Genomic DNA, 26,090 nt, shown 5'->3' on the forward strand with positions numbered 1-26,090 from the left:
GTGTTTCACGTGAAACCGATCGACCCGCGCCTGTTCCGGTACGCCCGTGCCACCCGTGGCTTCCTGGTGGCGGTCGTCGGCCTGGGGGTTCTCGGGGCGGCGCTGGTCATCGCCCAGGCCATGCTCATCGCCGAGATCGTGGTGGGCGCGTTCGAGGACGGGCTGTCCGCCGGTGCGCTCGGCACTCCCCTGCTGCTCCTCGTCGTCGTGGCGGCCGGCCGTGGACTCGTCGGCTGGCTGACCGAGCTGGCCGCCCACCGGGCGAGCGCCGCGGTCAAGTCGGAGCTGCGGGGACGGCTGCTGGAGCGGGCCACGGCGCTGGGACCGGGCTGGCTGGACGGACAGCGCACCGGATCGCTGGTGGCGCTGGCCACCCGTGGGGTCGACGCCCTCGACGGCTACTTCTCCCGCTACCTTCCCCAGTTGGGTCTCGCGGTCGTCGTCCCGGTGGCGGTGCTGGCGCGGATCGTCACCGAGGAGTGGGTCTCCGCGGCGATCATCGTTGGCACCCTGCCGCTCATCCCCGTCTTCATGGTGCTGATCGGCTGGGCCACCCAGTCCCGGATGGACCGGCAGTGGCTGGTGCTGTCCCGGCTGTCCGGTCACTTCCTCGACGTCGTCGCCGGACTGCCCACGCTGAAGGTCTTCGGACGGGCCAAGGCGCAGGCGGAGTCGATCCGGCGGATCACCGACGACTACCGGCGGGCGACCATGCGGACGCTGCGGATCGCCTTCATCTCCTCCTTCGCCCTGGAACTGCTCGCCACACTCTCGGTGGCACTGGTCGCCGTGACGATCGGCATGCGGCTCGTGTACGGCGAGATGGACCTCTACACCGGCCTGCTCATCCTGATCCTGGCGCCCGAGGCCTATCTGCCGCTGCGGCAGGTCGGCGCCCAGTACCACGCGGCCGCGGAGGGCCTCGGGGCGGCGGAGGACATCTTCTCGGTGCTGGAGACACCGGTGCCCGCCGCCGGAACGGGAGAGCTGCCGACGGGCGACCTCACCTTCGAGGACGTGACGGTCCGCCACCCCGGCCGGTCGGAGGACGCGGTGCGGGACGTGTCCTTCACCGTCGCGCCCGGGGAGACCGTCGCGCTCGTCGGACCGAGCGGCGCCGGCAAGTCGACCCTGCTGAACGTGCTGCTCGGGTTCGTCCGGCCCACCGGGGGCCGGGTGCGGATCGGGGGAACCGATCTCGCCGGACTCGACCTCGCCGAGTGGCACGCCCGCGTCGCCTGGGTGCCGCAGCGGCCCCGTCTGTACGCCGGGACGATCACGGAGAACGTACGCCTGGCCCGCCCCGACGCCGACGACGACGCCGTACGGCGCGCCCTGCGGGACGCCGGGGCGCTGGAGTTCGTGGACGAGCTGCCCGACGGCGCCCGGACCGCGCTCGGTGAGGACGGGGTGGGACTGTCGGCCGGACAGCGGCAGCGGCTCGCGCTGGCCCGTGCGTTCCTCGCGGACCGGCCCGTCCTGCTGCTCGACGAGCCCACGGCCGCACTGGACGGTGCCACCGAGGCCGGCATCGTGGCGGCGGTACGGCGGCTGGCGGCCGGGCGGACCGTCCTGCTCGTGGTCCACCGGCCGGCGCTGCTGGCCGTCGCCGACCGGGTGGTGCGGCTCACCGAACCAACCCCTACGAGCCAGGGTGAGGCCCCGCGCCGGGAGAGCGGCACCGCGACGGCCGGCTCGGTGAACCCCGTACCGGACGGTGAAACCGTCGCGCACGAGCACGGGGGATCGGTCCAGGGCGGTGTCCTCGCCCGCCTCCGCGCGCTCTCCGGCGCCCGGCGGGGGCGGATCACCCTCGCGCTGCTGCTCGGCACCCTCGCCCTGGGCAGCGCGGTCGGGCTCATGGCGACGTCGGGATGGCTCATCTCCCGGGCCTCGCAGCAGCCGCCCGTGCTGTATCTGATGGTGGCCGTCACGGCGACCCGTGCCTTCGGCATCGGGCGGGCCGTGTTCCGCTACGCCGAGCGGCTCGTGTCGCACGACGCCGTGCTGCGCATGCTGGCCGACACCCGGGTCGCGGTCTACCGGCGCCTCGAGCGACTGGCCCCCGCCGGACTGCGCGGCACCCGCCGGGGCGATCTGCTGTCCCGGCTGGTCTCCGACGTGGACGCGCTCCAGGACTACTGGCTGCGCTGGCTGCTGCCCGCCGGCTCCGCCGTCGCCGTCTCCGCCCTGTCCGTCGGCTTCACCGCCTGGCTGCTCCCCGAGGCCGGGGCCGTGCTCGCCGTCGGACTGCTCGCGGCGGGCGCCGGAGTGCCCCTGCTGACCGGCGCCGTGGCCCGGCGGGCGGAAGGCAGGCTGGCCCCGGCGCGCGGCATCCTCGCCACCCGCGTGACCGATCTGCTCACCGGCACCGCCGAACTGACCGTCGCCGGCGCCCTGCCCGCGCGGACCGCCGAGGCGCGGCGGGCCGACAGCACGCTCACCCGCATCGCGTCACGCGCCGCCACCGCCACCGCGCTCGGCGACGGGCTCACCGCGCTGATCTCCGGCCTGACCGTCGTCGCCGCCGCGCTCGTCGGCGTGCAGGCCGTAGCCACCGGACGGCTCGACGGAGTGGCCCTCGCCGTGGTGATCCTCACCCCGCTGGCCGCGTTCGAGGCCGTCCTCGGGATGCCGCTCGCCGTGCAGTACCGGCAGAGGGTGCGCCGTAGCGCCGAGCGTGTGTACGAGGTCCTGGACGCCCCGGTGCCCGTGCGCGAACCGGCGACGCCCCGGCAGGCGCCCGCCTCGCCGTTCCCGCTCGTGCTCAAGGGGCTGACCGCCCGGCACCCCGGTCAGGACCGGGACGCGCTCGCCGGGCTGGACCTGACGCTGGAGCGGGGCCGCCGGATCGCGGTGGTCGGCCCGTCGGGCTCCGGGAAGACGACGCTCGCGCAGACACTGCTGCGGTTCCTGGACGCCGGCTCGGGTTCGTACACACTGGCGGGGGTGGACGCCCAGGCCCTGGACGGCGACGACGTACGGCGGCTGGTCGGACTGTGCGCGCAGGACGCGCATCTGTTCAACTCCTCGGTACGGGAGAACCTGCTGCTCGCCAGGAAGGACGCCGGCGAGGACGAACTGCGCGACGCGCTCCGCCGGGCCCGGCTGCTGGAGTGGGCCGACAGCCTGCCCGAGGGGCTCGACACGCTCGTCGGCGAGCACGGGGCGCGGCTGTCCGGCGGACAGCGGCAGCGGCTGGCGCTCGCCCGGGCGCTGCTCGCGGACTTCCCCGTGCTGGTCCTGGACGAACCCGCCGAACACCTCGACCTGCCGACCGCCGACGCCCTCACCGCCGACCTGCTGGCCGCCACCGAGGGCCGTACGACGCTGCTCATCACCCACCGGCTGGCCGGTCTCGAGGCCGTGGACGAGGTTGTGGTGCTGGACGAGGGACGGATCGTGCAGCGCGGGCCGTATGCGGAACTCGAGGCCGTGCCGGGTCCGTTGCGGGCGATGGCCCGCCGGGAGGAACAGGCCGGGCTTCTGGTGGCGGCGGGCTGACCCGGCGTCAGGCTCGGATGGCCGGGCCGCCGTTCGGGGGCACCGCTGGTCCGTACGGGGCGGACGGTCCCCCATGTGTACGACGTGAACAGGACCGTCGCCGGGGGCGGGGGCCAGGATCGCAGTCATGCGCTTCACCCGCCGCCATCCGCTGCTCGTCGCCGTGTCACTGTGCGCGCTCGCCGTGCTGGCCGCCCGGCCCGCCGACGGCGACGGCTCCCACACCCCAGGCCACGGCTCCGTATCCGGCATCAGCGCGGAAGTGGCGCGGCTCTATGCGGAGGCGGAGTCGGCGACGACGCAGTACGAGGCCGGCCGCCGCGAGGCGGAGAAACAGCGGTCCACGGCGCAGGCGCTGGAGAAGCGGCTCGACCGGGAGCGGCGGGAACTGGCCGGTCTGCACAAGGATCTGGGCCGGATCGCGAGCTCCCAGTACCGGGACGGAGGCGGGCTGCCGCTCACCGCGCACATGCTCCTCGCCGACGACCCGGAGGAACTGATGCGTGGTCAGCGGGCCGTACGGCAGGCGGAGGTGTCGCTCGACAAGGCCGTGGGCAGGAGCGAGCGCGCCGAGACCCGGCTCGCCCGCGACGAGGCGAAGGCCGCGGCGGCGTGGCGGAGGCTGGAGACGAGGAACACGGAACTCGCCACCCTGCAGCGGGGCATCGAGCGGAAACTCGAAACCGCCCGTGGGAAGCTCCAGGGGCAGGCGGACGCCTCGGTCGCGGCCGGTGCCTGCCGCGGCGCGGTCCGTCTCGACCAGCCGGAGACATGGTTCGGCAGCCGCTGGGTGGCCCCGGTGGAGACGTACGAACTGTCCGCCTCCTACGGCAGCGGGGGCACGCGGTGGGCGAACCGGCACACCGGGCAGGACTTCGCGGCGCCGATCGGCACACCGGTGCGGGCCGTGGGCACCGGGGAGGTGGTGAAGGTGTCCTGCGGGGGCGCCTTCGGCATCGAGATCGTGGTCCGGCACCCGGGCGGCTACTACACCCAGTACGCCCATCTGGCCGCCGTCGCCGTCGACCAGGGCGACCGGGTGTCGCCCGGACAGTGGATCGGCCAGTCCGGTACCAGCGGCAACTCCACGGGGCCGCATCTGCACTTCGAGGTGCGGGTCACGCCGGAGATGGGGTCGGCGGTCGATCCGGTGCCGTGGCTGGCCGGGCGCGGGGTGACGCTGTGAGCTACCGGCGTTCGTCCAGCAGCCGTTCGATGACCACGGCCACCCCGTCGTCGTTGTTGGCGACCGTGCGGCCCGAAGCGGCGGCGATCACGTCCGCGTGGGCGTTGCCCATCGCGTACGAACGGCCGGCCCAGGTCAGCATCTCGACGTCGTTCGGCATGTCCCCGAAGGCGACGACCTCCTCGTGGGAGATGCCGCGCTCGGCGCAGCACAGGGCGAGCGTGCTCGCCTTGGACACCCCGGGGCCGCTGATCTCCAGCAGGGCGCTGGGGCTGGAGCGGGTGACGTTCGCGCGGTCACCGATGGCGATCCTGGCCAGGGTGAGGAAGGCGTCGGGATCGAGGTCGGGGTGGTACGCGAGGATCTTGAGCACCGGCTCGCCGGCGGTGGGGGAGCCCGGCGCCAGCAGCTCCTCGGCGGGGGCGAGGATGTCGGGGACCTCCATGTGCAGCTTCGGGTACGCGGGCTCCTGGTTGAAGCCGAATGTCTGCTCGACGGCGTACACGGTGCCGGGGGCGGCGTCACGCAGCAGCCGTACGGCATCCAGGGCGTTCTTCCGGGGCAGCTCGCGCACCTTCACGAAGCGGTGCGCCCCGGGGCCGCCGTGCAGGTCGACGACGGCCGCGCCGTTGCCGCAGATGGCGAGGCCGTGACCGTGGACGTGGTCGCTGACCACGTCCATCCAGCGGGCCGGACGACCGGTGACGAAGAAGACCTCGACGCCCGCCTCCTCCGCCGCGGCGAGCGCGGCGACGGTGCGCGGGGACACCGACTTGTCGTCGCGCAGCAGGGTGCCGTCGAGGTCGGTGGCGATGAGCCGCACAGGGGTGGCGGCTGCCTGGGTCTCGGGCTGTCGGGTCGCTGAGGTCACCCGGCCATTGTCCCGCATATGCCCGCACGGCCGTGCGGGGCCCCGCACATCTGAGTGGTTACCGTCGTCACCGGCGGCCCACGCCGCCGGCTCGTCCACCCGGATCACCGCAACTGCGCCGGTGCCTCCATGGCGATCCGTTCGAAGACCTTCTGGTCGGCGGCGAAGTCCGAGTCCGGGATCGGCCAGTGGATCACGATCTCGGTGAATCCCAGCGCGGCGTGGCGGCCCGCGAAGTCGACGAACGCGTCCAGGGACTCCAGCGGCCGGCCCCGGTCCGGGGTGAACCCGGTCAGCAGGATCTTGTCCAGCTCGGTCACGTCCCGTCCGAGCTCGGCGCAGGCGTCGGCCAGCTTCTCCGCCTGGCCGCGAATGGCCTGAACCGACTGCTCGGGCGTGCCGTCCTCGAAGAGCCGGGGGTCGCCCGTCGTCACCCAGGCCTGACCGTGCCGGGCCGCGAGCCGCAGCCCGCGCGGCCCGGTGGCCGCCACGGCGAACGGCAGCCGGGGCCGCTGTACACAGCCCGGAATATCGCGTGCCTCGTGCGCCGCGTAGAAGTCGCCCTCGTACGACACCGAGTCCTCGGTGAGCAGCCGGTCGAGCAGGGGGACGAACTCGGCGAAGCGGTCGGCGCGCTCGCGGGGCGTCCACGGCTCCTGGCCGAGCGCCGTGGCGTCGAAGCCGGTGCCGCCCGCCCCTATCCCCAGCGTGACCCGCCCGCCGGAGATGTCGTCGAGGGAGATGAGCTCCTTGGCGAGGGTCACGGGATGCCGGAAGTTCGGCGAGGTCACCAGGGTGCCCAGCCGCATCCGCTCGGTGACGCCCGCGGCGGCGGTCAGGGTCGGTACGGCGCCGAACCAGGGCCCGTCCCGGAAGGTACGCCAGGACAGATGGTCGTAGGTGTACCCGGAGTGGAAGCCGAGTTCCTCGGCACGCACCCACGCCGAACGGCTGCCTTCGTGCCAGCGGCGATAGGGGAGGATCACGGTGCTCAGACGCAGGCTCATGGCACCGAGCCTATGCGCCGCAGGGCGTTTCACGTGAAACATTCGCCCCGGGGCACGTCTGTCACCGTGCCCCCGTCACCGCACGCGGCCGCTCAGCCACGGGGTGAGGACGATCATGGGGATGAACTCCTTGTGGGTCCGGTCTCCCGGCATCGGCACGATCAGGAAGTAGCCCGGAGGGAAGCGCCGTGCCCTGACGTAGGCCAGTCCGTCGAACAGGGAGCGCAGGAAGGCGGGCACGTCGTCGCGGGGGACGTCGGGACACTCCACGCCCTCGACGTCGATCAACGCGTCGTCCTCGGGATAGAGCCGCACGCTCACCCGGGGCGCCCCGCCGAACTCGACGAAGGCCTCATGGGGGAAGGAGCCGTCCGGGTCGGTGCTGACGCCGACGCCCGCCGCGGTGCGGCGCGAGGTCTGGTCCGCGCCGATGTCATGGGTGACGTCGATCTCGCGCTCGTAGGTGTCGGCGAGCGCCCGGAGCGCGGTGACGGCGGCCTCGGTGCTGGGCAGGTGGTCCATACCGCCGATCATGCGGCTTTCAGTGTCTCCCGGGAAAGCGCAGATACCGGCTCGGTACCGCCCGGGTCAGCCATACGCCGTTCGCGCTCACATGGAAGACATACCCGTCGCGGTGCATGGCGGCGGTGTCCACGGAGAGCACCACGGGGCGGCCCCTGCGGGCCCCCACCCGGGTCGCCGTCTCGCGGTCGGCGGAGAGGTGCACATCATGCCGGTTCATGGGCCGCAGCCCCTCGGCGCGGATCGCCTCGAGGTTCCCGGCGACGGTGCCGTGGTACAGGTACGGCGGCGGGGTGGCCGCCGGCAGCCCGAGGTCGACCTCGACGCTGTGGCCCTGACTGGCGCGGATCCGTGTGCCCTCGACGGCGAAGCGCCGCTTGTCGTTGGCGGCGACGACATGGTCCAGCTCCTCCCGGGTGAACCGGAAGCCGTGCGCGGTCGCCGCGGCGATCAGCGTCTCGATCTCGACCCAGCCGCCCTCGTCGAGGGTGAGGCCGATCCTCGCGGGCTGATGGCGCAGATGTTTGGAAAGGTACTTCGACACCTTCACGGTGCGTCTTTCGTCCATCCGTTCAGAGTGCCGGGAGAGACGCGTGTCACGCGATTGATTTAGCCGCGAAGGTTTGATCCACAGCCAAGTGCGGTTATCCACAGGCTGATTGGCGTGTGCTGTGGACAACTGAGCCCGGGTAAGCGGTTGTTCACATCGGCGGTTTCACTCGCGCGATTCTCCGCAGTGCTCCCGGCATCCACCGCGCCAGCGCATACGCCGTCCGCGCCTCCGGCGTGACCGGTACCACCGCCTCGTCGCGTGCCACCGCCCGCAGGATCGCGGCCGCGACCTTCTCCGGCGGGTAGTTCCGCAGCCCGTACAGGCGCGCCGCCCGCCTCCGCAGCCGCCGCTCCTCCTCGGCGTCCACGCCCGCGAAGCGCGCGGTGGAGGTGATGGGTGTGTTGACGAACCCCGGGCAGATCGCCGTCACGCCGATGTCCCGGTCCGCCAGCTCCGCCCGCAGGCACTCGCTCAGCATCAGCACCGCCGCCTTCGAGGTGCTGTAGGCGGGCAGCGCCCTGGACGGCTGGAACGCCGCCGCCGAGGCCACGTTGACGATGTGGCCGCCCTGCCCGCGCTCGGCCATCAGCCGCCCGAACAGCCGGCAGCCGTGGATCACTCCCCACAGATTGACGTCGAGGACCTCCTTCCACTCCCGAGGTGTGGTGTCGAGGAAGGAACCGCCCAGCCCGACGCCCGCGTTGTTCACCAGCACGTCCACGACGCCGTACTCGGCGGTGACCCGCTCGGCGAGCTTCTCCATGGCCTGCTCGTCCGAGACGTCCGCCGTCTTCGCCCAGGCAGCGGCCGCGCCGCGCTCGCGGGCCTGCTCCGCGGTACGGGCCGCGGCCTCCGCGTCCCGGTCCACGGCCAGCACGCGCGCGCCCGCCTCCGCGAACGCCAGCGCGGTCGCCCGCCCGATGCCGCTGCCCGCCCCCGTGACCAGGACCAGCTGCCCGCCGAAGCGGTCGGCGTACGGGCCGGGAGCCGTCACCTCCGACGTGCCGCCCTCCACGGACGTCACGAACTCGCCGATCCACGACGCCAGCAGGTCCGGGCGGGTGCGCGGTATCCAGTGCCGGGCCGGCAGCGTCCGCCGGGTCAGCCGCGGCGCCCACCGCTCCAGATCCTCGGAGAGCCGCTCGGAGAGGAACGCGTCGTCCAGCGGCGTGATGAGCTGCACGGGCGCGTGCGCGTGGGCGTCCGCGCGGGGGCGGCGCAGCCGGGAGCGCACATTGTCCCGGTAGAGCCAGGCGCCGTGGGCCGCGTCCGACGGCAGGGACGGGGCCGGGTAGCCGCCGTCGCCGGGCACCTTCTCGAGGCGCTCCAGGACGCGCGGCCAGTACCGGCCGAGCGGGCCGCGCCAGGCGAGCTCGGGCAGCACCGGTGTGTGCAGCAGATACACGTACCAGGACTTGGCGCCCTGCCCCAGCAGCTGGCCGACCCGGCGCGGGGTGGGCCGCTTCAGACGGGCGCCGATCCAGTGCCCGAAGTGGTCCAGGGACGGCCCCGACATCGACGTGAAGGAGGCGATCCGTCCCGCGGCGCGCCGCACCGTGACGAACTCCCAGGCCTGTACCGAGCCCCAGTCGTGCCCCACCAGATGCACCGGCCGGTCCGGGCTGACCGCGTCGGCGACCGCCAGGAAGTCGTCGGTCAGCTTCTCCAGGGTGAACCCGCCGCGCAGCGGGCTCGGCGCCGTGGACCGGCCGTGGCCCCGGACGTCGTACGCCACGACGTGGAACCGCTCGGCGAGCCGGGACGCCACCTCGGACCACACCTCCTTGCTGTCCGGGTAGCCGTGCACCAGCACCACCGTCGGCCGCCCGCTCTCCCCCAGCTCCGCGACGCACAGCTCGACCCCGCCCGTACGCACCCGGCGCTCCCTGGCCTGCGCCCACACCGTCCCCGACAAACCGTCACCCCCCGTGGCCCTGACTGCGCTACGTGCCCGTAACGTGACACGGCGAATCTCGCAGCCGGTCGTCCCCGGCGTCAATAGCGGGTCTCCCGGCTGTGGATAACTCCCGGCAAGGGGATTCCCCTACGGGCCCGTACGACTCCAGACGGACCCCAAGACGGCTCTCCGGTCTGACGACCGCAGTGGTACGGGTCACTACCGTCGTGGATGTGACTGTGATCGCGACCGAAAGCCTGAGCAAGCGGTTCCCCCGGGTGACCGCACTTGACCGGCTCTCCGTGGACGTCGGGCCCGGTGTGACCGGACTCGTCGGAGCCAATGGAGCCGGCAAGTCCACACTGATCAAGATCCTTCTGGGTCTGTCCCCCGCCACCGAGGGCCGCGCCGAAGTGCTCGGCCTCGATGTCGCCACGAAGGGCGCCGCCATCCGCGAACGGGTCGGCTACATGCCGGAGCACGACTGCCTGCCGCCGGACGTCTCGGCCACCGAGTTCGTCGTGCACATGGCGCGCATGTCGGGTCTGCCGCCCACCGCCGCGCGGGAGCGCACCGCGGACACCCTGCGCCATGTCGGCCTGTACGAGGAGCGCTACCGCCCCATCGGCGGCTACTCCACCGGCATGAAGCAGCGCGTGAAGCTCGCGCAGGCCCTGGTCCACGACCCCCAGCTGGTCTTCCTGGACGAGCCCACCAACGGACTCGACCCGGTCGGCCGCGACGAGATGCTGGGCCTGATCCGCCGCATCCACACCGACTTCGGCATCTCGGTCCTGGTCACCTCCCACCTGCTGGGCGAACTGGAGCGCACCTGCGACCACGTCGTCGTGGTCGACGGCGGCAAGCTGCTGCGCTCCAGCTCCACCACGGACTTCACCCAGACGACCACGACCCTCGCGATCGAGGTCACCGACACCGACGAGCACCCCGACGGCACCCGCGCGGTGCGCGACGCGCTCCACGCGCGCGGGGTGACAGTCGAGGACGGCAGCGGCCTGCCGGGCGCCGGACACATCCTGCTGCTCACCGCGCAGGGCGAGGACACCTACGACCTGGTCCGCGACATCATCGCGGACCTCGGCCTCGGCCTGGTGCGCATGGAACAGCGCCGGCACCACATCGCCGAGGTCTTCAAGGACAGCGACGAGAACAGTGACCGGAACAACGACGAGCAGCGGAAGGAGGCGGTCGGCCATGGCAACTGAGCAGTCCACGCGGACACCGGCCACTGCGACGGGTGACACCCGTATCCACAACATCGGCTACCGCTCCTACGACGGCCCCCGCCTCGGCCGCTCCTACGCCAGGCTCTCGCTGTACTCGCAGTCCCTGCGCGGCGCCTACGGCCTCGGCCGCTCGGTGAAGTCCAAGGTGCTGCCGATGCTGCTGTTCGTGGTCATGTGCGTGCCCGCCGCCATCATGGTGGCCGTCGCCGTCGCCACCAAGGCCAAGGACCTGCCCGTCGACTACACCCGCTACGCGATCATCATGCAGGCCGTCATCAGCCTGTACGTCGCCTCGCAGGCACCCCAGTCCGTCTCGCGCGACCTGCGCTTCAAGACCGTACCGCTGTACTTCTCGCGGCCCATCGAGACCGCCGACTACGTCCGCGCCAAGTTCGCCGCGCTGGCCTCGGCCCTGTTCATCCTCACCGCCGCGCCCCTGCTGGTGCTGTACGTCGGCGCCCTGCTGGCCAAGCTCGACTTCACCGACCAGACCAAGGGATTCGCACAGGGACTCGTCTCCGTGGCACTGCTCTCGCTGCTCTTCGCCGGCCTCGGCCTGGTCATCGCCGCCGTCACGCCGCGCCGCGGCTTCGGCATCGCGGCCGTCATCGCCGTACTGACGATCTCCTACGGCGCCGTCTCCACCCTCCAGGCGATCGCGGAGGTCCAGAACAGCGGCGACGGCATCGCCTGGATCGGCCTGTTCTCGCCGATCACCCTCATCGACGGCGTGCAGTCCGCCTTCCTGGGCGCGACCTCCGCCTTCCCGGGCGGGGTGGGCCCGAGCACCGGTGAGGGCGTCGTCTACGTCCTGTTCACCCTCGGCCTGATCGCCGCCTGCTACGGCCTTCTGACCCGCCGCTACCGGAAGGTGGGACTGTGACCACACTCTCCATCGACCACGTCTCCCGCTGGTTCGGCAACGTGGTCGCCGTCAACGACGTCACCATGACCATCGGCCCCGGCGTCACCGGCCTGCTCGGCCCCAACGGAGCCGGGAAGTCCACCCTCATCAACATGATGGCCGGCTTCCTCGCCCCCTCCACCGGCACCGTCACCCTCGACGGACAGCAGGTGTGGCGCAACGAGGCCATCTACAAGCACATCGGCATCGTCCCCGAACGCGAGGCGATGTACGACTTCCTGACCGGGCGTGAATTCGTCGTCGCCAACGCCGAACTCCATGGTCTCGGGGCCAAGGCGGCACAGAAGGCGCTCGCCACGGTCGAGATGGAGTACGCGCAGGACCGCAGGATCGCCACGTACTCCAAGGGCATGCGGCAGCGCGTGAAGATGGCGTCCGCGCTGGTCCACCAGCCGTCGCTGCTCCTTCTCGACGAGCCGTTCAACGGTATGGACCCGCGCCAGCGCATGCAGCTGATGGACCTGCTGCGGCGCATGGGCGACGAGGGCCGCACCGTGCTGTTCTCCTCCCACATCCTCGAGGAGGTCGAACAGCTCGCCTGGCACATCGAGGTCGTCGTCGCCGGCCGGCACGCGGCCAGCGGTGACTTCCGCCGGATCCGCCGTCTGATGACCGACCGGCCGCACCGTTATCTGGTGCGCTCCAGCGACGACCGCGCGCTCGCGGCCGCGCTGATCGCCGACCCGTCGACGTCCGGCATCGAGGTCGACCAGGCCGAGGGCGCCCTGCTCATCCAGGCCGTCGACTTCGGCCGCTTCACCGCCCTGCTGCCGAAGGTCGCCAAGGAACACGGCATCCGGCTGCTCACGGTCTCGCCGTCCGACGAGTCCCTCGAGTCCGTCTTCTCGTATCTCGTCGCGGCGTAGGAGGCCCAAGATGTACGACCCCACAGTCGCCCGGCTCACCTACCGGGCCCTGCTCGGCCGTCGCCGGGCCCTCATCCTGGGCGCCCTGCCGCTGCTGCTGATCGCGATCTCCCTGGCCGTGCGCGCCCTCGCCGGCGCCGACGACCAGACCGCGGCGGACGTCCTCGGCGGGCTCGCGCTCGCCACCATGGTGCCGATCATCGGTGTCATCGCCGGAACCGGGGCCATCGGTCCCGAGATCGACGACGGCTCGGTGGTGTACCTGCTGTCCAAGCCGATCAAGCGGCCGACCATCATCTACACCAAGCTGATCGTCGCGATCGCCGTCACCATGGTGTTCTCGGCGGTGCCGACCCTGATCGCGGGCTTCATCCTCAACGGCAACGGCCAGCAGGTCGCCGTCGCCTACACCGTGGCCGCGCTGGTCGCCTCGATCGCGTACGCGGCACTGTTCCTGCTGCTGGGTACCGTCTCGCGGCACGCGGTGGTGTTCGGGCTGGTCTACGCGCTGGTCTGGGAGGCGCTGTTCGGCTCCCTGGTGCCGGGTGCGCGCACGCTGAGCGTTCAGCAGTGGTCGCTGGCGGTGGCGCAGAAGGTGTCCGGCGGTGAGCTGGTGACCTCGGACGTGGGTCTGACGACGGCGACGGTGCTGTTGGTCGCGGTGACCGTGCTGGCGACGTGGTACGCCGGGCAGAAGCTGCGGTCGCTGACGCTGGCCGGGGAGGAGTAGGCGGTCCTCGCCGGATTATTCGGTGGCGTCGGTCTTCTCCGGCGGGCAGAGTGGTGTCCGCATCGCCGGGAAAGTCCGGCGCCGATTGCCGGGAGGGGAGCGGGGGGTGTCCATGCACGGCATGTCCCGTTCCTGTCAGGGCAGCTTGTGGGGGGACTCCGGAGTTGTTTCTGCTGCTCCGTTGAGTCCGTCCGTACAGGGGCTGTCCGGGGCGGCCGCTTCGAGCACGCGCATCTGTGGCGCGTGGGCCGCCCTTCCCTGGTTTCGCCTCTTCTGAGGCGGTGCTGCGGGTGGGGGCGGGTGGGGTTGCGGTTGCGCAGCCCGGCGCCTACGGGGTGCTTCCCCCACTCTCGGCCGCGCTCGGGCGGGAGGTGCCCCCCCCGCCCACCCGTGCCGCCCTGGAGGTGCCTCCCAGGCCGTTCAGACACTGGGGAGGCACGATTGCCCGCAGTAACGCGGCCAGGGCGCCGTGGTTACGGGAGAAGGTGTTCCAGGGTCTGCGCGATGCCGTCCTGCTCGTTCGAGGTCGTCACCTCGTCGGCCACCGACTTCAGGTCCTCATGGGCGTTGGCCATGGCTACGCCGTGGGCGGACCAGGCGAACATCGGGATGTCGTTGGGCATGTCGCCGAAGGCGATCGTCTCCGCGGCCTTCACGCCCAGCCTGCGCGCGGCCAGCGACAGGCCCGTGGCCTTCGAGAGGCCGAGCGGGAGCAGTTCGACGATCCCCTCGCCCGCCATGGTGACGGTGACGAACCCGCCCGCGACCCGGGTGGCCGCCTCGGCGAGCTCGTCCGACGTCAGCCGCGGGTGCTGGATGTACAGCTTGTTCAGCGGCGCCGTCCACAGGTCGGACGCCTCCGTGAACGGTGTCGCCGGGAGTGCGCCCTTGACCTCGTACCCGGGGCCGACCAGCACATCGCCGTCCAGACCGTCACGGCTGGCCGCCAGGTACAGCGGGCCGACCTCCGCCTCGATCTTGGCCAGCGCCACCCCGGCCAGCTGCCGGTCCAGGGTCACCGACGTCAGCAGGCGGTCCGCGCCGGCGTCGTACACCTGCGCGCCCTGGCCGCAGACGGCGAGCCCCTCGTAGCCGAGGTCCTCGAGTATCGGGCGGGTCCAGGGCACCGCGCGGCCGGTGACGACGATGTGCGCGGCGCCCGCCGAGGTGGCCGCGGCGAGCGCGTCACGGGTGCGGCGGGAGACCGACTGGTCCTCCCGCAGCAGCGTGCCGTCGAGGTCCGTGGCGATGAGCCGGTAGGGAAAGACGGTGCTCACTTGCTGACCGGCTCCAGGATCTCCCGGCCGCCCAGGTACGGACGCAGCACCTCGGGCACGCGCACGGAGCCGTCGGCCTGCTGGTGGTTCTCCAGGATCGCGACGATCGTGCGCGGTACGGCGCACAGCGTGCCGTTGAGCGTGGCCAGCGGGCGCACCTTCTTGTCCTCACGGACGCGGATCGACAGCCGGCGCGACTGGTACTCGGTGCAGTCCGAGGTCGAGGTCAGCTCGCGGTACTTGCCCTGGGTCGGAATCCACGCCTCGCAGTCGTACTTACGCGCGGCCGAGGAACCCAGGTCGCCCGAGGCGACGTCGATCACGCGGAACGGCAGCTCCAGCGACGTGAGCCACTGCTTCTCCCACTCCAGCAGCCGCTGGTGCTCCGCCTGTGAGTCCTCCGGGGCGACGTACGAGAACATCTCGACCTTGTCGAACTGGTGCACGCGGAAGATGCCCCGGGTGTCCTTGCCGTGCGAGCCGGCCTCGCGGCGGAAGCAGGGCGAGAAGCCCGCGTAGCGCAGCGGCAGCCGGTCGGCGTCGAGGATCTCGTCCATGTGGTAGGCGGCGAGCGCCACCTCGGACGTGCCGACCAGGTAGAGGTCGTCCTTGTCGAGGTGGTAGACGTCCTGGGCCGCCTGGCCGAGGAACCCGGTGCCCGCCATCGACTGGGGGCGCACCAGCGCGGGGGTCAGCATCGGCGTGAAGCCGGCGGCCGTGGCCTGCGCCATCGCGGCGTTCACCAGGGCGAGCTCGAGCAGCGCGCCGACGCCGGTCAGGAAGTAGAAGCGGGAGCCCGAGACCTTGGCACCCCGCTCGACGTCGATGGCGCCGAGGAGCTGGCCGAGCTCCAGGTGGTCCCTGGGCGCGAAGCCCTCGGCGTCGAAGTCGCGGATGTCTCCGTGCGTCTCCAGCGTGACGAAGTCCTCCTCGCCGCCGACGGGGACGGCGGGGTGGACGAGGTTGCTCAGCCTGAGCAGCAGTTCCTGGGTCTCCGTCGCGGCGGCGTCGCGGTCGGCGTCGGCCGCCTTGACGTCGGCGGCGAGCTGGCCGGCCCGCTTCAGCAGCTCGGCCTTCTCGTCACCGGAGGCCTTGGGGACGAGCTTGCCGAGCGACTTCTGCTCGGCGCGCAGCTCGTCGAAGCGGACGCCGGACGACCTGCGCCGCTCGTCGGCAGACAGGAGGGCGTCGACGAGCGCGACGTCCTCTCCACGGGCGCGCTGGGAAGCGCGCACACGGTCGGGGTCCTCACGAAGCAGGCGAAGGTCAATCACGCGGTCAAGGCTACCGGTGCGGGGCGACGCCTCACGACTCACTATTGCGGTGTCATGGCACACGTTCCGCCATGGGGCAAATGCGCAATATGTTCCGCAAGGTCAATGAATGCGCCACTTCCCCCGGAACGGGTAGGTTCGCGGGCTGCCGGTTGACCTGACTTCCCTGCGGTGAGCGGAACTTGGGCTTCGGTTGTCCACAGGCGTTCACCCTGCAGGGGAAGTTATCCACAGGGTGTGGGGAAGATCTGTGGATGCCGGAATCGATCACTCCGAAATGCTTGATCACCGTCGAGGATTCCCGGGACAAACTCCTCTCTTCACCACTTTTGGGTGGAAAGAGCTCACCTCAAAGGGTTGACCAAAGGAAAAGGGTGGACGAAGGGTGAGGGGCGGGGCGATAAACGGGATCATGGCCCGTGGGCCGATTTGTCGACCCAATGCCGCTTCGGTGTCGACTTGTCCCCAGGTAGAGAAGCGGGCCTGTGGATAACTTCTGTGGACAATGAAAATCAGCAGGTAGGACTGGCCCCTACGGCGCCGAAAGATGCCCCAGGGCCCGTCAGAACCGCCCGTCCTGGCACCGGGCGACCCAGTCCGCGGCCCCCACGAACTCCTCGTCCGACGTCCCGGGGAACGGCGGCCGCACCTCTCCCGGACGCACATCCGCGCGCGGGTACGAGCCGAGGAAACGCACCTGCAGACAGATCCGCTTGAGTCCCATCAGGGCCTCGGCCATCCGGCGGTCCGAGATATGGCCCTCGGCGTCGACGCAGAAGCAGTAGTTGCCGATCCCGGCGCCGGTCGGCCGGGACTGGAGCAGCATCAGGTTGATGCCGCGCGTGGCGAACTCGCCCAGCAGATCGCGCAGACCGCCGGGGTGGTCGTCGCGCTGCCACAGCACCACGGAGGTCTTGTCGGCGCCCGTGGGAGCGGCGGGCCGGGCGGGACGGCCCACCAGGACGAAGCGGGTCTGGGCGTTCTCAGCGTCGTGGATCCCCGTCTCCAGGGCCTCCAGGCCGTACCGGGCGGCCGCGAACTCACCGGCGAAGGCGGCGTCGTACCGGCCCTCCTGGACCAGTCGCGCACCGTCCGCGTTGGAGGCCGCCGACTCCCAGACGACGTCCGGGAGATGCGTCTTCAGCCAGTTGCGGACCTGCGGCTGGGCGGCCGGGTGGGCGGTGACCGTCTTGATGTCCGACAGCTTGGTGCCCGGACGGACGAGCAGCGCGAAGGTGATCGACAGCAGCACCTCGCGGTAGATCATCAGCGGGGTGCCCGCGACGAGTTCGTCGAGGGTGGTGGTGATACCGCCCTCGACCGAGTTCTCGATGGGGACGAACGCGGCCTCGGCCTCGCCGACGCGCACCGCGTCGAGCGCGGACTGCACGGACACGTATGGGATCAGCTCACGGGTGGCCGCCTCGGGAAGCGTGCGCAGGGCGACTTCGGTGAAGGTGCCCTCTGGACCGAGATACGCATAGCTCGCTGGCATGACCTCACCCTAATGGGCCCGGCCGACGGCATCTCCCGATGCGGCCCTCAGGAGTGAGCCGGAGCGGTTCTCACCCCTCCAGCAGTCGCTGGCCCACATACTCGCCCTCCGCCGCGCCGCCCGGCACCGCGAACAGCCCGCTCGACTCGTGGCGTACGAACGGCGTGAGGGCGTCGCCGCGGTCGAGCTTGCGCTGCACCGGTACGAAACCGCGCACCGGATCGGCCTGCCAGCAGATGAACAGCAGGCCCGCGTCCGGCACCCCGTCCGTGCCGATGCCGTCGTGGTACGAGAACGGGCGGCGGAGCATGGCCGCGCCGCCGTTCTGATCGGGCCGGGTGATCCTCGCGTGGGCGTTGAAGGGGACGACCAGGTTGCCCTGCGAATCGGTCTTCTCCAGGTCCATGTCGGACGTCTCGGTCCCGCCGGACAGCGGTGCCCCGTCGGACTTGCGGCGCCCGATGACGCCCTCCTGCTCCTTGACCGACAGCTTCTCCCAGTCGTCCAGCAGCATGCGGATACGGCGTACGACGGCGTAGGAGCCGTTCGCCATCCAGGCGGGCTCGCCCTGCTCCGGGACGAAGATCCGCTGGTCGAAGTCGGAGTCGGCGGGCTTGGGGTTGCGGGTGCCGTCGACCTGGCCCATCAGATTGCGGGCGGTCATGGGGCGGGCGGTGGCACCGGGTGAGCGGTTGAAGCCGTTCATCTGCCAGCGCACCCTGGCCGCCGAACCCGCGTCCTTCTGGACGGCGCGCAGGGCGTGGAAGGCCACGAGGGCGTCGTCGGCGCCGATCTGCACCCACAGATCGCCGTTGCTACGGGCCTTGTCGAGGTGGTCGGAGGAGAAGTCGGGCAGCGGGTCCAGGGCGACCGGGCGCCGCTCCTCCAGGCCGGTGCGGGCGAAGAAGCTGTGGCCGAAGCCGAAGGTGAGGGTCAGGGCGGAGGGGCCGGCGTCGCCGGCCACACCGGTGTCGTCCTGCGCGCTGGGCTCGCCCGCCATCAGTCGGCGGGCGGTGTCCGACCAGCGGCGCAGCAGGGCGGCCGCCTCCTTGCGCCCCGCGCCGGCGGCGAGGTCGAAGGCGATGAGATGACCGCGGGCCTGGAGCGGCTGGGTGATGCCGGGCTGATGTTTCACGTGAAACGGGACCTGGCTGTCGCCGACCGAGGTCAGGGGGGTGGCACCGGCGGGCGCCGACGCGTATCCCACGGCCCCGCCGGCCGCCCCGAGGGCGAGCCCGGTGGCACCGGTCGTGCCGAGCAGTCGGCGTCGGGTGATGCCGTGGCCGACGGTCCGGTCCCCTTGCTCCTCCTGGGGCGGTTCGGGGGTCCGGACCTGCGAAATGGACTGGTCGGGCATGGTGGTTCAGCCGATCTTCGCGTTCTTCGAGACGGTCACCTGGTCGATGTCGGAGGTCCGCACGGTCACCTCGACCTTCCAGTCGCCCGTCATGGGGATCTGTACGCCACTCGCCGACCAGTGTCCGGTGGTGATGCGGTCGGGGGCCACGGGCAGCGGCCCGATGTCCTTGGCGTCGAGGGTGAGGGCGATCTTCACCTCGGGGACGTCGAAGGGCCGGCCGTCCGTGCCCTCCACATAGACGTGCATGGTGTTGTCGCCGACCCGGGCGGGGTCGAGGTCGACCGTGACGACGCCCTTGCCCTTCTCGCCGCCGGTGTCGAAGGACATGTTCAGCGTCACCGCGCCGGTGCCCTGGCCCGTCGAGGGGGTCGAGGAGGACGACGAGGAGGTGGCCGCCTTGGCGTCCTGCTCCGTACGTCCGGGCTCCGTCTGGGTCAGTACGGTGGTGACGGCGAGCAGGACCACGGCTATGCCCGCTTCGGCGAGGACGGAGCGACGCAGTCCGAAGCGGTCCGGGTCGGCGTCCCGCAGCCGCTTCTGCCGGGCGCTCTCCACCGCGGCGCGCTGCCGCGCGAGCTGAGCGGCGCGGGCGCCGTCGCCTTCGCCGGCCCCCGCAGTCCCGGAAGCTCCGGGGTCACCCTTGCCGGACCTGACGGCCCCGGACTCGGCCTTCGCGGCCCCGGAGCCGGCCACGCCGGACTCGGCAGTCCCGATCGCGGCAGCCCCGTTCCCGGCAGTCCCGGAGCGGCCCTTCCCGGACCTGATGGTCACGGCGTCGCCCTTTTCGGACCCGGTCTCTTCGACGCCGGTGGCACCGGAGTCGGCCTCGTCCGAGCCCGAGCCGGCCGTCCCGGAGCCGGCCTCCCCGGCCCGGGCACTTCCCGAACCGGCCTTGCCGGCCCCGGCAGCCCGGTCGGCCTCGGCGGACTCAGCCCCGGCAGCCCTGCCTGCCGCCACCGGCTGCTTCTCCTCGCGGCCGCGATCCGCCACCGTCGCCGGCCCCGCCGCCAGCCGTGCGGTCCAGCGGCGGGAGACGGAGGCGGCCGCGACCATGAGCGCCACCAGGACGATCTTGACAAGCAGCAGCTGCCCGTACCGGGTGTCGGTGAAGGCCGACCAGGAGCCGAGCTGACGCCAGCTCTGGTAGACGCCGGTGACGACCAGTGTCACCACGCTGCCGAAGGCGAGCCGCGAGAACCGCTGGACGGTGTCCTGGCCGACCGGGGTGTCGGCGGGCGCCCGGTAGAGGGCGACGAGCAGGGTGGTGAGTCCGCCGAGCCAGGCGGCGACGGCGAGCAGGTGGAGCACGTCGACGGGCATGGCGATACCCGGCTGGAGCCCCTGGGAGGCGTGCTCCGACATGGCCCAGCTCGCGGCGATCCCGGCCGCAACGACCGTACCGCCGATCGCCAGCCCGAAGGTCAGGTCCCGCTTCTCCTCGTCCTCCCGCTTGTCGTAGGCGCCGAACAGCACGGCGATGAACAGGGCCGCCGCGGCGAGCAGCAGCAGCCGGGACACCAGTGCCGCGCCGGTCTTCGTCTGGAGCACGTCCCCGAGCAGGGACAGGTCGAAGACGTCGCCGACCGCCCCGGAGGTGGTGTAGGAGCCGCGCAGGAGCAGCAGCGCGAGTGTGGCGCCGGTGAGCGCCAGCCATCCGGAGACGACCAGCCGCTGGACCGCCCGCACACCGGCGCCGCGCCCCCAGCAGGCGAGCACGAAGGCGGCCCCGCCGGCCATGACGACGAAGCCGGCGTAGGACACGTAGCGGCCGATGCCGTAGAGCCAGCCGATCAGACCGTCGTCGGAGGCCTGCGCGGAGACCGAGACGGTGGTCTCGGAGGGGGCGCCGATGGAGAAGGTGAAGGCACCGGCGACGGGGTGGCTGTCCGCGGAGACCACCTGGTACGCGACGGTGTACGTGCCGTCGGGCAGCCCGCTGAGCAGTCGCACGGTGTAGGTCGTGCCGCTGGGGTTGGCCGGCTCGCCCTTGTCGATCCGCTTGCCCTTGGGGTCGAGGACGCGCACGGCGTCGTCGCTCACGGCGATCTGCTCGGAGAAGGTGAGCGAGATCTGGGCGGGCGCCGTGTCGACCACCGCCCCCTGCCCGGGGTCGCTGCCGGTCAGCGCGGCGTGCGCGGAGGCGGGAGCGGCTCCGGCGAGGAGCGCGCCGGTGACGGCCAGGAGCAGCAGCACCAGGGTCCGCACGCGGGGGGCGATGGTCTGGGTCACAGGGGTGTCTCCCTCAGTGTCCGGTCTTCGGGGAATAGGTGGCCGACTTGACCGGGATCTCGACCGTGACGGGGTCGGACCGGTCGAAGGTCAGCTCGACGGAGACCTTCTGGCCTTCCTCGGGCTTCCGCTTCAGCCGCTCGAACATCAGATGGTTTCCGCCGCTCTCCAGCACCAGGCTGCCGTGCGCCGGGATGTCGAGGGACTCGGCCTCCCGCATGGCCCCGTCGACGGTGCGGTGCACGGTGACCTGGCCGGCGGCGTCGCTGCTGACCGAGGTGAGCCGGTCCGCGGTGCCGCCGTCGTTGGTGATGGTGAGGAAACCGGCGGCCATGTCGGACACCGGCTGCGGCATGTACGCGGAGCCGACGGACAGCGCCGCCTCGCCGCTGCCGGACCCGCCGCAGCCGGCCAGGGCGAGCGCCCCGGCGGCGACGAGGGCCGCGACTGCCGGGCGCCTCACGGGTTCTCGCCCTTGATGAGCTTGGGCAGATCCTTGGTGTAGTCGTCGACGGTGGCGTCCTCGCCGTAGAGGACGTAACCGCCGTCGGTCTTCGGAGAGAAGGCGATGACCTGGGTGCCGTGGTCGGAGACGGTCTTGCCGTTGTCGTCCTTGCGCGGCGGGTCGATGGAGATGCCGAGGGTGCGCGCCCCGGCCTGGATGGTGTCGAAGTCGCCGGTCAGACCGACGACCTGGGAGTCGATGCCCTTGAGCCAGGTGCCCAGGGCGGCGGAGGTGTCGCGTTCGGGGTCGGTGGTGACGAACACGATCCGCAGTGCGTCCTGCTGGTCCTGGGGCAGCTGCTTCTTCGCCACGGCGAGGTTGTTCATCGTCAGCGGGCAGACGTCGGGGCAGTGCGTGTAGCCGAAGTAGATCAGCGTGGGCCGGCCGGCGGTCTCCGCGCGGAGGTCGTACTTCTTGCCCTGGGTGTCGGTGAGCACGAGGTCGGGCTTCTCGAACGGCTTGTCGAGGACGGTGGCCGCCTTCTGGGAGCCGGCCTCCTCGGACACCACGGCGACGGGGGTGCCGCTGTCGCCGTTCCCGCTGCCGCAGGCCGAGAGAGTGAGGGAGGCGACGGCGAGCAGGGCCGCCGCCGCGAAGGTCTTGTTGCGCATGAAGGGTCCTGAGAGGTGAGTGCTCCGGCGCGCACCGGAACCGGCCACGGGGCCGTGAGCGGCCCGGTGCGCGCCGTCGAGCGGAGAGAAATGTCAGGCGGTGGTGCGCCGACGGCCGGCGAGTACGCCGTAGGCGACGCCCGCGGCACCGACCACGATGCCGACGACGCCCAGGACGCGGGCGGTGGTGTCCGTACCGCCGGAGTCGCCCTCGTCGGCGGAGGCGGAGGTCTCGGCCGAGGCGTTCTCGGCGCCCGCGGTGTCCTCCGCGTCCTTGTCGGCCGCGGCGCCGTGCGAGTGACCGTCCTCGGTGGCCTCGGACAGGGCGAGCACGGGCGCCGGGTGTTCCGGCTCCTCCTGGCCCTCCTGCGGCACCTCGATCCAGCGGACGACCTCCTTGTTGGAGTACGTCTGCAGGGCCTTGAAGACGAGTTCGTCGGCGTCCTCGGGCAGCGTGCCGACGGAGACCGGGAACTTCTGGAAGAAGCCGGGCTCGATGCCGTCGCCCTTGGCGGTCCAGGTGACCTTGGAGACCGCCTCGTCGATCTTCTTGCCGTGCATCTCGAGCGGCTTGTCCAGCTTGGACTTGGTGACCTTGACGTCCCAGCCGTCGACCGGCTGCGGCATCACGGACGCCAGCGGGTGGTCCGTGGGGAACGTGATCTCGAGCTTGGTGGTCGAGGCGTTGTCCCGCTCGTTGGGGACCTTGAAGTCGACGACCGCGTAGCCGCCCTTGGCGGCCGTGCCCTCCGGCTGCACGCTCACGTGCGCGAAGGAGGGGGTGGACACGGCGAGAACGGCGACACCGGCGACGGCAGCGGCGGCGGCGATACGGGAAGCCTTCATGGCAGAAGCACTCCGCTTCGATGAGGTTGTTGACGGTGAGGGATGTGCCGCGTGTGCCGTCGGACGGCCTCCATGGAGCACGGCCGGGAGCACACGGAAAAGCCGCACGCGCGTGCCGCACACCGGCGCCCCTCTCCGTGGTGGAACCCGGAGCGGCGCGTCAGGCGGCGAGAGCGAGTGCGGTGCCGGCGGCGGGCGGGCCCCGGCGGATCACCGTGTGCTGGAGTGCGGGGGTACGGGGCAGGGGCGGTGCGAGCAGCGCGGTGCGCGGCATGCGCGGGGCCCCTTCCGGTGCTCCCGGGAGTCCGGCGCGCAGGGCACGCACCAGGGTGAGCGCCGCGCGGAGCGACCGTACGAGGGCGCCCTCGGCGACGCCGTGCGCCGACAGTTCGGTCAGCCGCAGCAGCGCCAGATCACCGCGGCGCAGCAGCCATCCCGCGGCGAGCGCGGCGAGGACGTGGCCGAGCAGCATCGGCAGCGACGGCAGCAGCGACGCCGGGGCGACCGTGGCGGTCTCCGCGTGGGCGGCCCCGGCGTGGTGGATCCGCGCGTCGGTGAGGACACGTTCGGCCTCGGCTGGGCTGATTCGGGCCGCGGCGGTGCCGCACAGCAGCCGCGCGGCCCGTTCGACCAGCGCCGCGTCGGAGAGCGCGGACGACGAACCCGGGGCGGGCACACCGTGCTGCCCCAGGCCGAAAAGCATGTGCAGGGCCGTCTGACCGCCTGCCAGCAGCGCCGCGATCCCCGGCAGCGATCTCGCCCGTCCGGCGAGCGGCACCGCGACCGCGACGGCCCCGAGGAATCCCGCGCCCAGTGTCCACAGGGGGACGGCGGCGCAGGAGGCGACGGTGTGGCCCGCCCCGGCCAGCACGACGCAGACCGCGGCGAACACCGCGGCCCGCAGGATCCGGACTTCGTGTCCGGAGCGCGCCGTGCGCGGGTGGGGGGCAGTCATGGCGCGCCCATCATCGCACCGGTCCACCGGTCGTCGTACGGCAGGTCCGCAAGATGAGGTACGCCCGGAAGATCACATCTGCGACAGGGCGCCCCACATACACCGATCGGCCGCACGACACACCCGCCATATGGGCGGTGTCACGTCAACTGCACGCTTACCGACGGGCACTCAGGGCAATACGTAACGGTATGTCGAGCCGCAGCCAGGAGGCTGGAGCATGAGCATCTGGTGGTCACTCCATCTGCGCCGCGATGCCGCCAGCGTGCCGCTCGCGCGGCGCCTGCTGCTCGGCACCATGGAGACCGCGGGCGTCGACCCGGACATCTCCTACGACCTCTCCGTCGCCCTCAGCGAGGCCTGTGCGAACGCGGTGGAGCACGGCGGGGACACCGCGCGGGGCGCCATGTCGGAGGCGTACCGGGTGACGGCCTACCTCGACGGCGAGAAGTGCCGCATCGAGGTCGCCGACACCGGTCCAGGCTTTCCCGGCGCGACCGGGAGCCGCCCCCGGCAGGCGCCGGCCGACGCGGAGCACGGGCGGGGTCTTGGGCTCATCCAGGAGCTCGCCGACCACGTCCACATCGGCAACAAGCCGGGCCGGGGTGGCACGGTGGTCAGCTTCGACAAGATCCTCAAGTGGCGCGAGGACGCCCCGCTCGTCGCGGTGTAGCGAAGGCCGGGCACACACGCGTGCACCCGGCCTCCGTGTCCCTGTGCGTCAGCCCTTGAGGCCCGCCATCCACGCCTCGACCTCGTCCGACCGCCGGGGCAGCCCGTCGGACAGGTTCCGGTTGCCGTCCGCGGTCACCAGGATGTCGTCCTCGATGCGGACGCCGATGCCCCGGTACTCCTCGGGCACGGTCAGATCGTCGGCCTGGAAGTACAGGCCCGGCTCGACGGTGAGCACCATGCCGGGTTCCAGCGTGCCGTCGACGTACGTCTCGGTCCGCGCGGCGGCGCAGTCGTGGACGTCCATACCGAGCATGTGACCGGTGCCGTGCAGCGTCCAGCGACGCTGCAGGCCGAGCTCCAGCACCCGCTCCACCGGGCCTTCGACCAGGCCCCACTCGACGAGCCGCTCGGCCAGCACGCGCTGGGCGGCGTCGTGGAAGTCGCGGTACTTGGCGCCGGGCTTCACCGCCGCGATACCGGCCTCCTGGGCGTCGTACACGGCGTCGTAGATCTTCTTCTGCAGCTCGTCGTACGTGCCGCTGATCGGCAGCGTGCGCGTGACGTCGGCGGTGTAGTACGTGTGCGTCTCCACGCCGGCGTCGAGGAGCAGCAGGTCGCCGGAGCGGACCGGTCCGTCGTTGCGCACCCAGTGCAGCGTGCACGCGTGCGGGCCGGCGGCGCAGATGGAGCCGTAGCCGACGTCGTTGCCTTCCACGCGGGCGCGCAGGAAGAACGTTCCCTCGATGTAGCGCTCGGAGGTGGCCTCGGCCTTGTCGAGGACCTTCACGACGTCCTCGAAGCCGCGCACGGTGGAGTCGACGGCCTTCTGCAGCTCGCCGATCTCGAAGTCGTCCTTGACCAGTCGCGCCTCGGAGAGGAAGACCCGCAGCTCCTCGTCGCGCTCGGCGGTGACCTTGTCCGTCAGCGCCGCCTCGATGCCGGCGTCGTACCCGCGCACGACCCGCACCGGGCCGGTGGCCTCGCGCAGCGCGCCGGCCAGCTCGCGGACGTCGGAGGCGGGGATGCCGTAGAGCTGCTCCGCCTCGGTGAGGGAGTGCCGGCGGCCGACCCACAGCTCGCCCTGCCCGTCCAGCCAGAACTCGCCGTTCTCACGGTCGGAGCGGGGCAGGAGGTAGATCGTCTCCTTGTGGCCGCCGGCCGTGGGCTCCAGGACGAGGACGCCGTCCTCGGTCTGGTTGCCGGTGAGGTACGCGTACTCGACGGACGCGCGGAAGGCGTACTCCGTGTCGTTCGACCGCGTCTTCAGGTTGCCCGCGGGGACGACCAGACGCTCGCCCGGGAACCGGGCGGAGAGCGCCGAGCGGCGGGCGGCGGTCTCGGCGGCCTGGGGGACCGGCCGCAGGTCGTGCAGTCCGGTGTCGGCCCAGCCGCTCTTCATGTTCTCGGCCAGCTCGTCGGACACGCCCGGGTACAGGCCGTTCTTGCGCTGCTTGACGGGCTCCTCTTCGGCAGTCTCCGGGGTCTCCGGCAGCTCCTCCGCCACGGTCATCCTCCTAGATACGGCACTGGACCACCCCCCATCGTACGGTCGTAC

Annotated in this window: 22 protein-coding genes; 7 read left to right on the forward strand and 15 right to left on the reverse strand. The window is 71.8% G+C overall.

Annotated elements, in window-relative coordinates; all coding sequences use genetic code 11:
• The first annotated feature begins 9 nt into the window (after positions 1-9).
• Together cydD and ACGFR9_RS22790 are read left to right on the forward strand one after the other, a co-directional pair.
• Complete coding sequence (cydD, locus tag ACGFR9_RS22785) at positions 10-3,504, forward strand: thiol reductant ABC exporter subunit CydD (RefSeq protein ID WP_393211575.1); 3,495 nt, start codon at positions 10-12, stop codon at positions 3,502-3,504.
• A 127-nt stretch (positions 3,505-3,631) separates the two neighbouring features.
• Complete coding sequence (locus ACGFR9_RS22790; protein WP_393211577.1) at positions 3,632-4,690, forward strand: peptidoglycan DD-metalloendopeptidase family protein; 1,059 nt, start codon at positions 3,632-3,634, stop codon at positions 4,688-4,690.
• A gap of 1 nt (position 4,691) precedes the next feature.
• Here the strand turns inward: ACGFR9_RS22790 and ACGFR9_RS22795 are convergent, their stop codons facing one another.
• The 5 genes from ACGFR9_RS22795 to ACGFR9_RS22815 form a co-directional block, all read right to left on the reverse strand.
• On the reverse strand, positions 4,692-5,579 hold the full coding sequence (locus tag ACGFR9_RS22795; protein WP_393211579.1) for an HAD hydrolase family protein: 888 nt from the start codon (positions 5,577-5,579) through the stop codon (positions 4,692-4,694).
• 86 nt (positions 5,580-5,665) lie between these two features.
• Positions 5,666-6,568, reverse strand: a complete 903-nt coding sequence (locus ACGFR9_RS22800) for an LLM class flavin-dependent oxidoreductase (protein WP_030215552.1) — start codon at positions 6,566-6,568, stop codon at positions 5,666-5,668.
• Between the two features lie 75 nt (positions 6,569-6,643).
• On the reverse strand, positions 6,644-7,090 hold the full coding sequence (locus ACGFR9_RS22805; protein ID WP_393211582.1) for a hypothetical protein: 447 nt from the start codon (positions 7,088-7,090) through the stop codon (positions 6,644-6,646).
• Positions 7,091-7,109: 19 nt separating this feature from the next.
• Complete coding sequence (locus ACGFR9_RS22810) at positions 7,110-7,658, reverse strand: RNA 2'-phosphotransferase (protein WP_393211585.1); 549 nt, start codon at positions 7,656-7,658, stop codon at positions 7,110-7,112.
• A 133-nt stretch (positions 7,659-7,791) separates the two neighbouring features.
• Positions 7,792-9,558: an SDR family oxidoreductase gene (locus tag ACGFR9_RS22815; protein WP_393211588.1), complete on the reverse strand. Its 1,767-nt coding sequence runs from the start codon at positions 9,556-9,558 to the stop codon at positions 7,792-7,794.
• A gap of 176 nt (positions 9,559-9,734) precedes the next feature.
• Here ACGFR9_RS22815 and ACGFR9_RS22820 point away from each other — a divergent pair, with 176 nt between their 5' ends.
• Genes ACGFR9_RS22820 through ACGFR9_RS22835 form a run of 4 tightly spaced genes read left to right on the forward strand, consistent with a single transcriptional unit; the run spans position 9,735 to position 13,308 of the window.
• Positions 9,735-10,766 (forward strand): ABC transporter ATP-binding protein, encoded by a 1,032-nt coding sequence (locus ACGFR9_RS22820; RefSeq protein WP_393211821.1) that lies wholly within the window; start codon positions 9,735-9,737, stop codon positions 10,764-10,766.
• Positions 10,756-11,670 (forward strand): membrane protein, encoded by a 915-nt coding sequence (locus ACGFR9_RS22825; protein WP_030215571.1) that lies wholly within the window; start codon positions 10,756-10,758, stop codon positions 11,668-11,670. Before ACGFR9_RS22820 ends, ACGFR9_RS22825 begins: the two co-directional genes overlap by 11 nt.
• Positions 11,667-12,578 (forward strand): ABC transporter ATP-binding protein, encoded by a 912-nt coding sequence (locus ACGFR9_RS22830; RefSeq protein ID WP_393211590.1) that lies wholly within the window; start codon positions 11,667-11,669, stop codon positions 12,576-12,578. Before ACGFR9_RS22825 ends, ACGFR9_RS22830 begins: the two co-directional genes overlap by 4 nt.
• Positions 12,579-12,588: 10 nt before the next feature.
• Positions 12,589-13,308, forward strand: coding sequence for an ABC transporter permease (locus tag ACGFR9_RS22835; RefSeq protein ID WP_311643752.1), 720 nt, complete (start codon positions 12,589-12,591; stop codon positions 13,306-13,308).
• A gap of 473 nt (positions 13,309-13,781) precedes the next feature.
• Here the strand turns inward: ACGFR9_RS22835 and ACGFR9_RS22840 are convergent, their stop codons facing one another.
• The 9 genes from ACGFR9_RS22840 to ACGFR9_RS22880 form a co-directional block, all read right to left on the reverse strand.
• Positions 13,782-14,585: an HAD family hydrolase gene (locus ACGFR9_RS22840; RefSeq protein WP_393211593.1), complete on the reverse strand. Its 804-nt coding sequence runs from the start codon at positions 14,583-14,585 to the stop codon at positions 13,782-13,784.
• Positions 14,582-15,859 carry a serine--tRNA ligase gene (gene serS, locus ACGFR9_RS22845; RefSeq protein ID WP_393211595.1) on the reverse strand — a complete coding sequence of 426 codons (1,278 nt, stop codon included), beginning with the start codon at positions 15,857-15,859 and terminating at the stop codon, positions 14,582-14,584. The genes ACGFR9_RS22840 and serS overlap by 4 nt, the downstream gene beginning before the upstream one ends.
• Before the next feature lie 562 nt (positions 15,860-16,421).
• A complete protein-coding gene (pheA, locus tag ACGFR9_RS22850; protein ID WP_393211598.1) occupies positions 16,422-17,354 on the reverse strand; it encodes a prephenate dehydratase in 933 nt (310 codons plus the stop codon).
• A gap of 70 nt (positions 17,355-17,424) precedes the next feature.
• Entirely contained in the window at positions 17,425-18,711 is a 1,287-nt protein-coding gene (gene efeB / locus ACGFR9_RS22855; RefSeq protein ID WP_393211601.1) for an iron uptake transporter deferrochelatase/peroxidase subunit, read from the reverse strand.
• Positions 18,712-18,717: 6 nt separating this feature from the next.
• Positions 18,718-20,943 carry a copper resistance CopC/CopD family protein gene (locus tag ACGFR9_RS22860; protein ID WP_393211603.1) on the reverse strand — a complete coding sequence of 742 codons (2,226 nt, stop codon included), beginning with the start codon at positions 20,941-20,943 and terminating at the stop codon, positions 18,718-18,720.
• Positions 20,944-20,956: 13 nt separating this feature from the next.
• Positions 20,957-21,406 (reverse strand): copper chaperone PCu(A)C, encoded by a 450-nt coding sequence (locus tag ACGFR9_RS22865; protein WP_393211606.1) that lies wholly within the window; start codon positions 21,404-21,406, stop codon positions 20,957-20,959.
• Positions 21,403-22,059 carry an SCO family protein gene (locus ACGFR9_RS22870; protein ID WP_393211608.1) on the reverse strand — a complete coding sequence of 219 codons (657 nt, stop codon included), beginning with the start codon at positions 22,057-22,059 and terminating at the stop codon, positions 21,403-21,405. Before ACGFR9_RS22870 ends, ACGFR9_RS22865 begins: the two co-directional genes overlap by 4 nt.
• 93 nt (positions 22,060-22,152) lie before the next feature.
• Entirely contained in the window at positions 22,153-22,905 is a 753-nt protein-coding gene (locus ACGFR9_RS22875; protein ID WP_393211609.1) for a YcnI family protein, read from the reverse strand.
• 160 nt (positions 22,906-23,065) lie between these two features.
• Positions 23,066-23,860, reverse strand: a complete 795-nt coding sequence (locus ACGFR9_RS22880; protein WP_393211611.1) for a hypothetical protein — start codon at positions 23,858-23,860, stop codon at positions 23,066-23,068.
• Between the two features lie 220 nt (positions 23,861-24,080).
• Between ACGFR9_RS22880 and ACGFR9_RS22885 the strand changes: the two genes are divergently transcribed.
• Entirely contained in the window at positions 24,081-24,533 is a 453-nt protein-coding gene (locus ACGFR9_RS22885) for an ATP-binding protein (protein WP_393211613.1), read from the forward strand.
• 48 nt (positions 24,534-24,581) lie between these two features.
• On the opposite strand, the gene ACGFR9_RS22890 is transcribed toward ACGFR9_RS22885, so the two are convergent.
• Complete coding sequence (locus ACGFR9_RS22890) at positions 24,582-26,039, reverse strand: aminopeptidase P family protein (protein ID WP_393211616.1); 1,458 nt, start codon at positions 26,037-26,039, stop codon at positions 24,582-24,584.
• Positions 26,040-26,090 lie beyond the last annotated feature (51 nt).

It is taken from the genome of Streptomyces sp. NPDC048584, assembly GCF_043199595.1.
GTDB lineage: Bacteria > Actinomycetota > Actinomycetes > Streptomycetales > Streptomycetaceae > Streptomyces > Streptomyces edwardsiae.

Excerpts from the sequence above, each read along its gene's own strand:
- ACGFR9_RS22810 (WP_393211585.1), bottom strand. The coding sequence starts at position 7,658 with ATGGACGAAAGACGCACCGTGAAGGTGTCGAAGTACCTTTCCAAACAT.
- ACGFR9_RS22800 (WP_030215552.1), bottom strand. The coding sequence starts at position 6,568 with ATGAGCCTGCGTCTGAGCACCGTGATCCTCCCCTATCGCCGCTGGCAC.
- ACGFR9_RS22875 (WP_393211609.1), bottom strand. The coding sequence starts at position 22,905 with ATGAAGGCTTCCCGTATCGCCGCCGCCGCTGCCGTCGCCGGTGTCGCC.
- pheA (WP_393211598.1), bottom strand. The coding sequence starts at position 17,354 with ATGCCAGCGAGCTATGCGTATCTCGGTCCAGAGGGCACCTTCACCGAA.
- ACGFR9_RS22870 (WP_393211608.1), bottom strand. The coding sequence starts at position 22,059 with ATGCGCAACAAGACCTTCGCGGCGGCGGCCCTGCTCGCCGTCGCCTCC.
- ACGFR9_RS22805 (WP_393211582.1), bottom strand. The coding sequence starts at position 7,090 with ATGGACCACCTGCCCAGCACCGAGGCCGCCGTCACCGCGCTCCGGGCG.
- ACGFR9_RS22885 (WP_393211613.1), top strand. The coding sequence starts at position 24,081 with ATGAGCATCTGGTGGTCACTCCATCTGCGCCGCGATGCCGCCAGCGTG.
- ACGFR9_RS22795 (WP_393211579.1), bottom strand. The coding sequence starts at position 5,579 with ATGCGGGACAATGGCCGGGTGACCTCAGCGACCCGACAGCCCGAGACC.
- ACGFR9_RS22880 (WP_393211611.1), bottom strand. The coding sequence starts at position 23,860 with ATGACTGCCCCCCACCCGCGCACGGCGCGCTCCGGACACGAAGTCCGG.
- ACGFR9_RS22825 (WP_030215571.1), top strand. The coding sequence starts at position 10,756 with ATGGCAACTGAGCAGTCCACGCGGACACCGGCCACTGCGACGGGTGAC.
- efeB (WP_393211601.1), bottom strand. The coding sequence starts at position 18,711 with ATGCCCGACCAGTCCATTTCGCAGGTCCGGACCCCCGAACCGCCCCAG.
- ACGFR9_RS22790 (WP_393211577.1), top strand. The coding sequence starts at position 3,632 with ATGCGCTTCACCCGCCGCCATCCGCTGCTCGTCGCCGTGTCACTGTGC.
- ACGFR9_RS22835 (WP_311643752.1), top strand. The coding sequence starts at position 12,589 with ATGTACGACCCCACAGTCGCCCGGCTCACCTACCGGGCCCTGCTCGGC.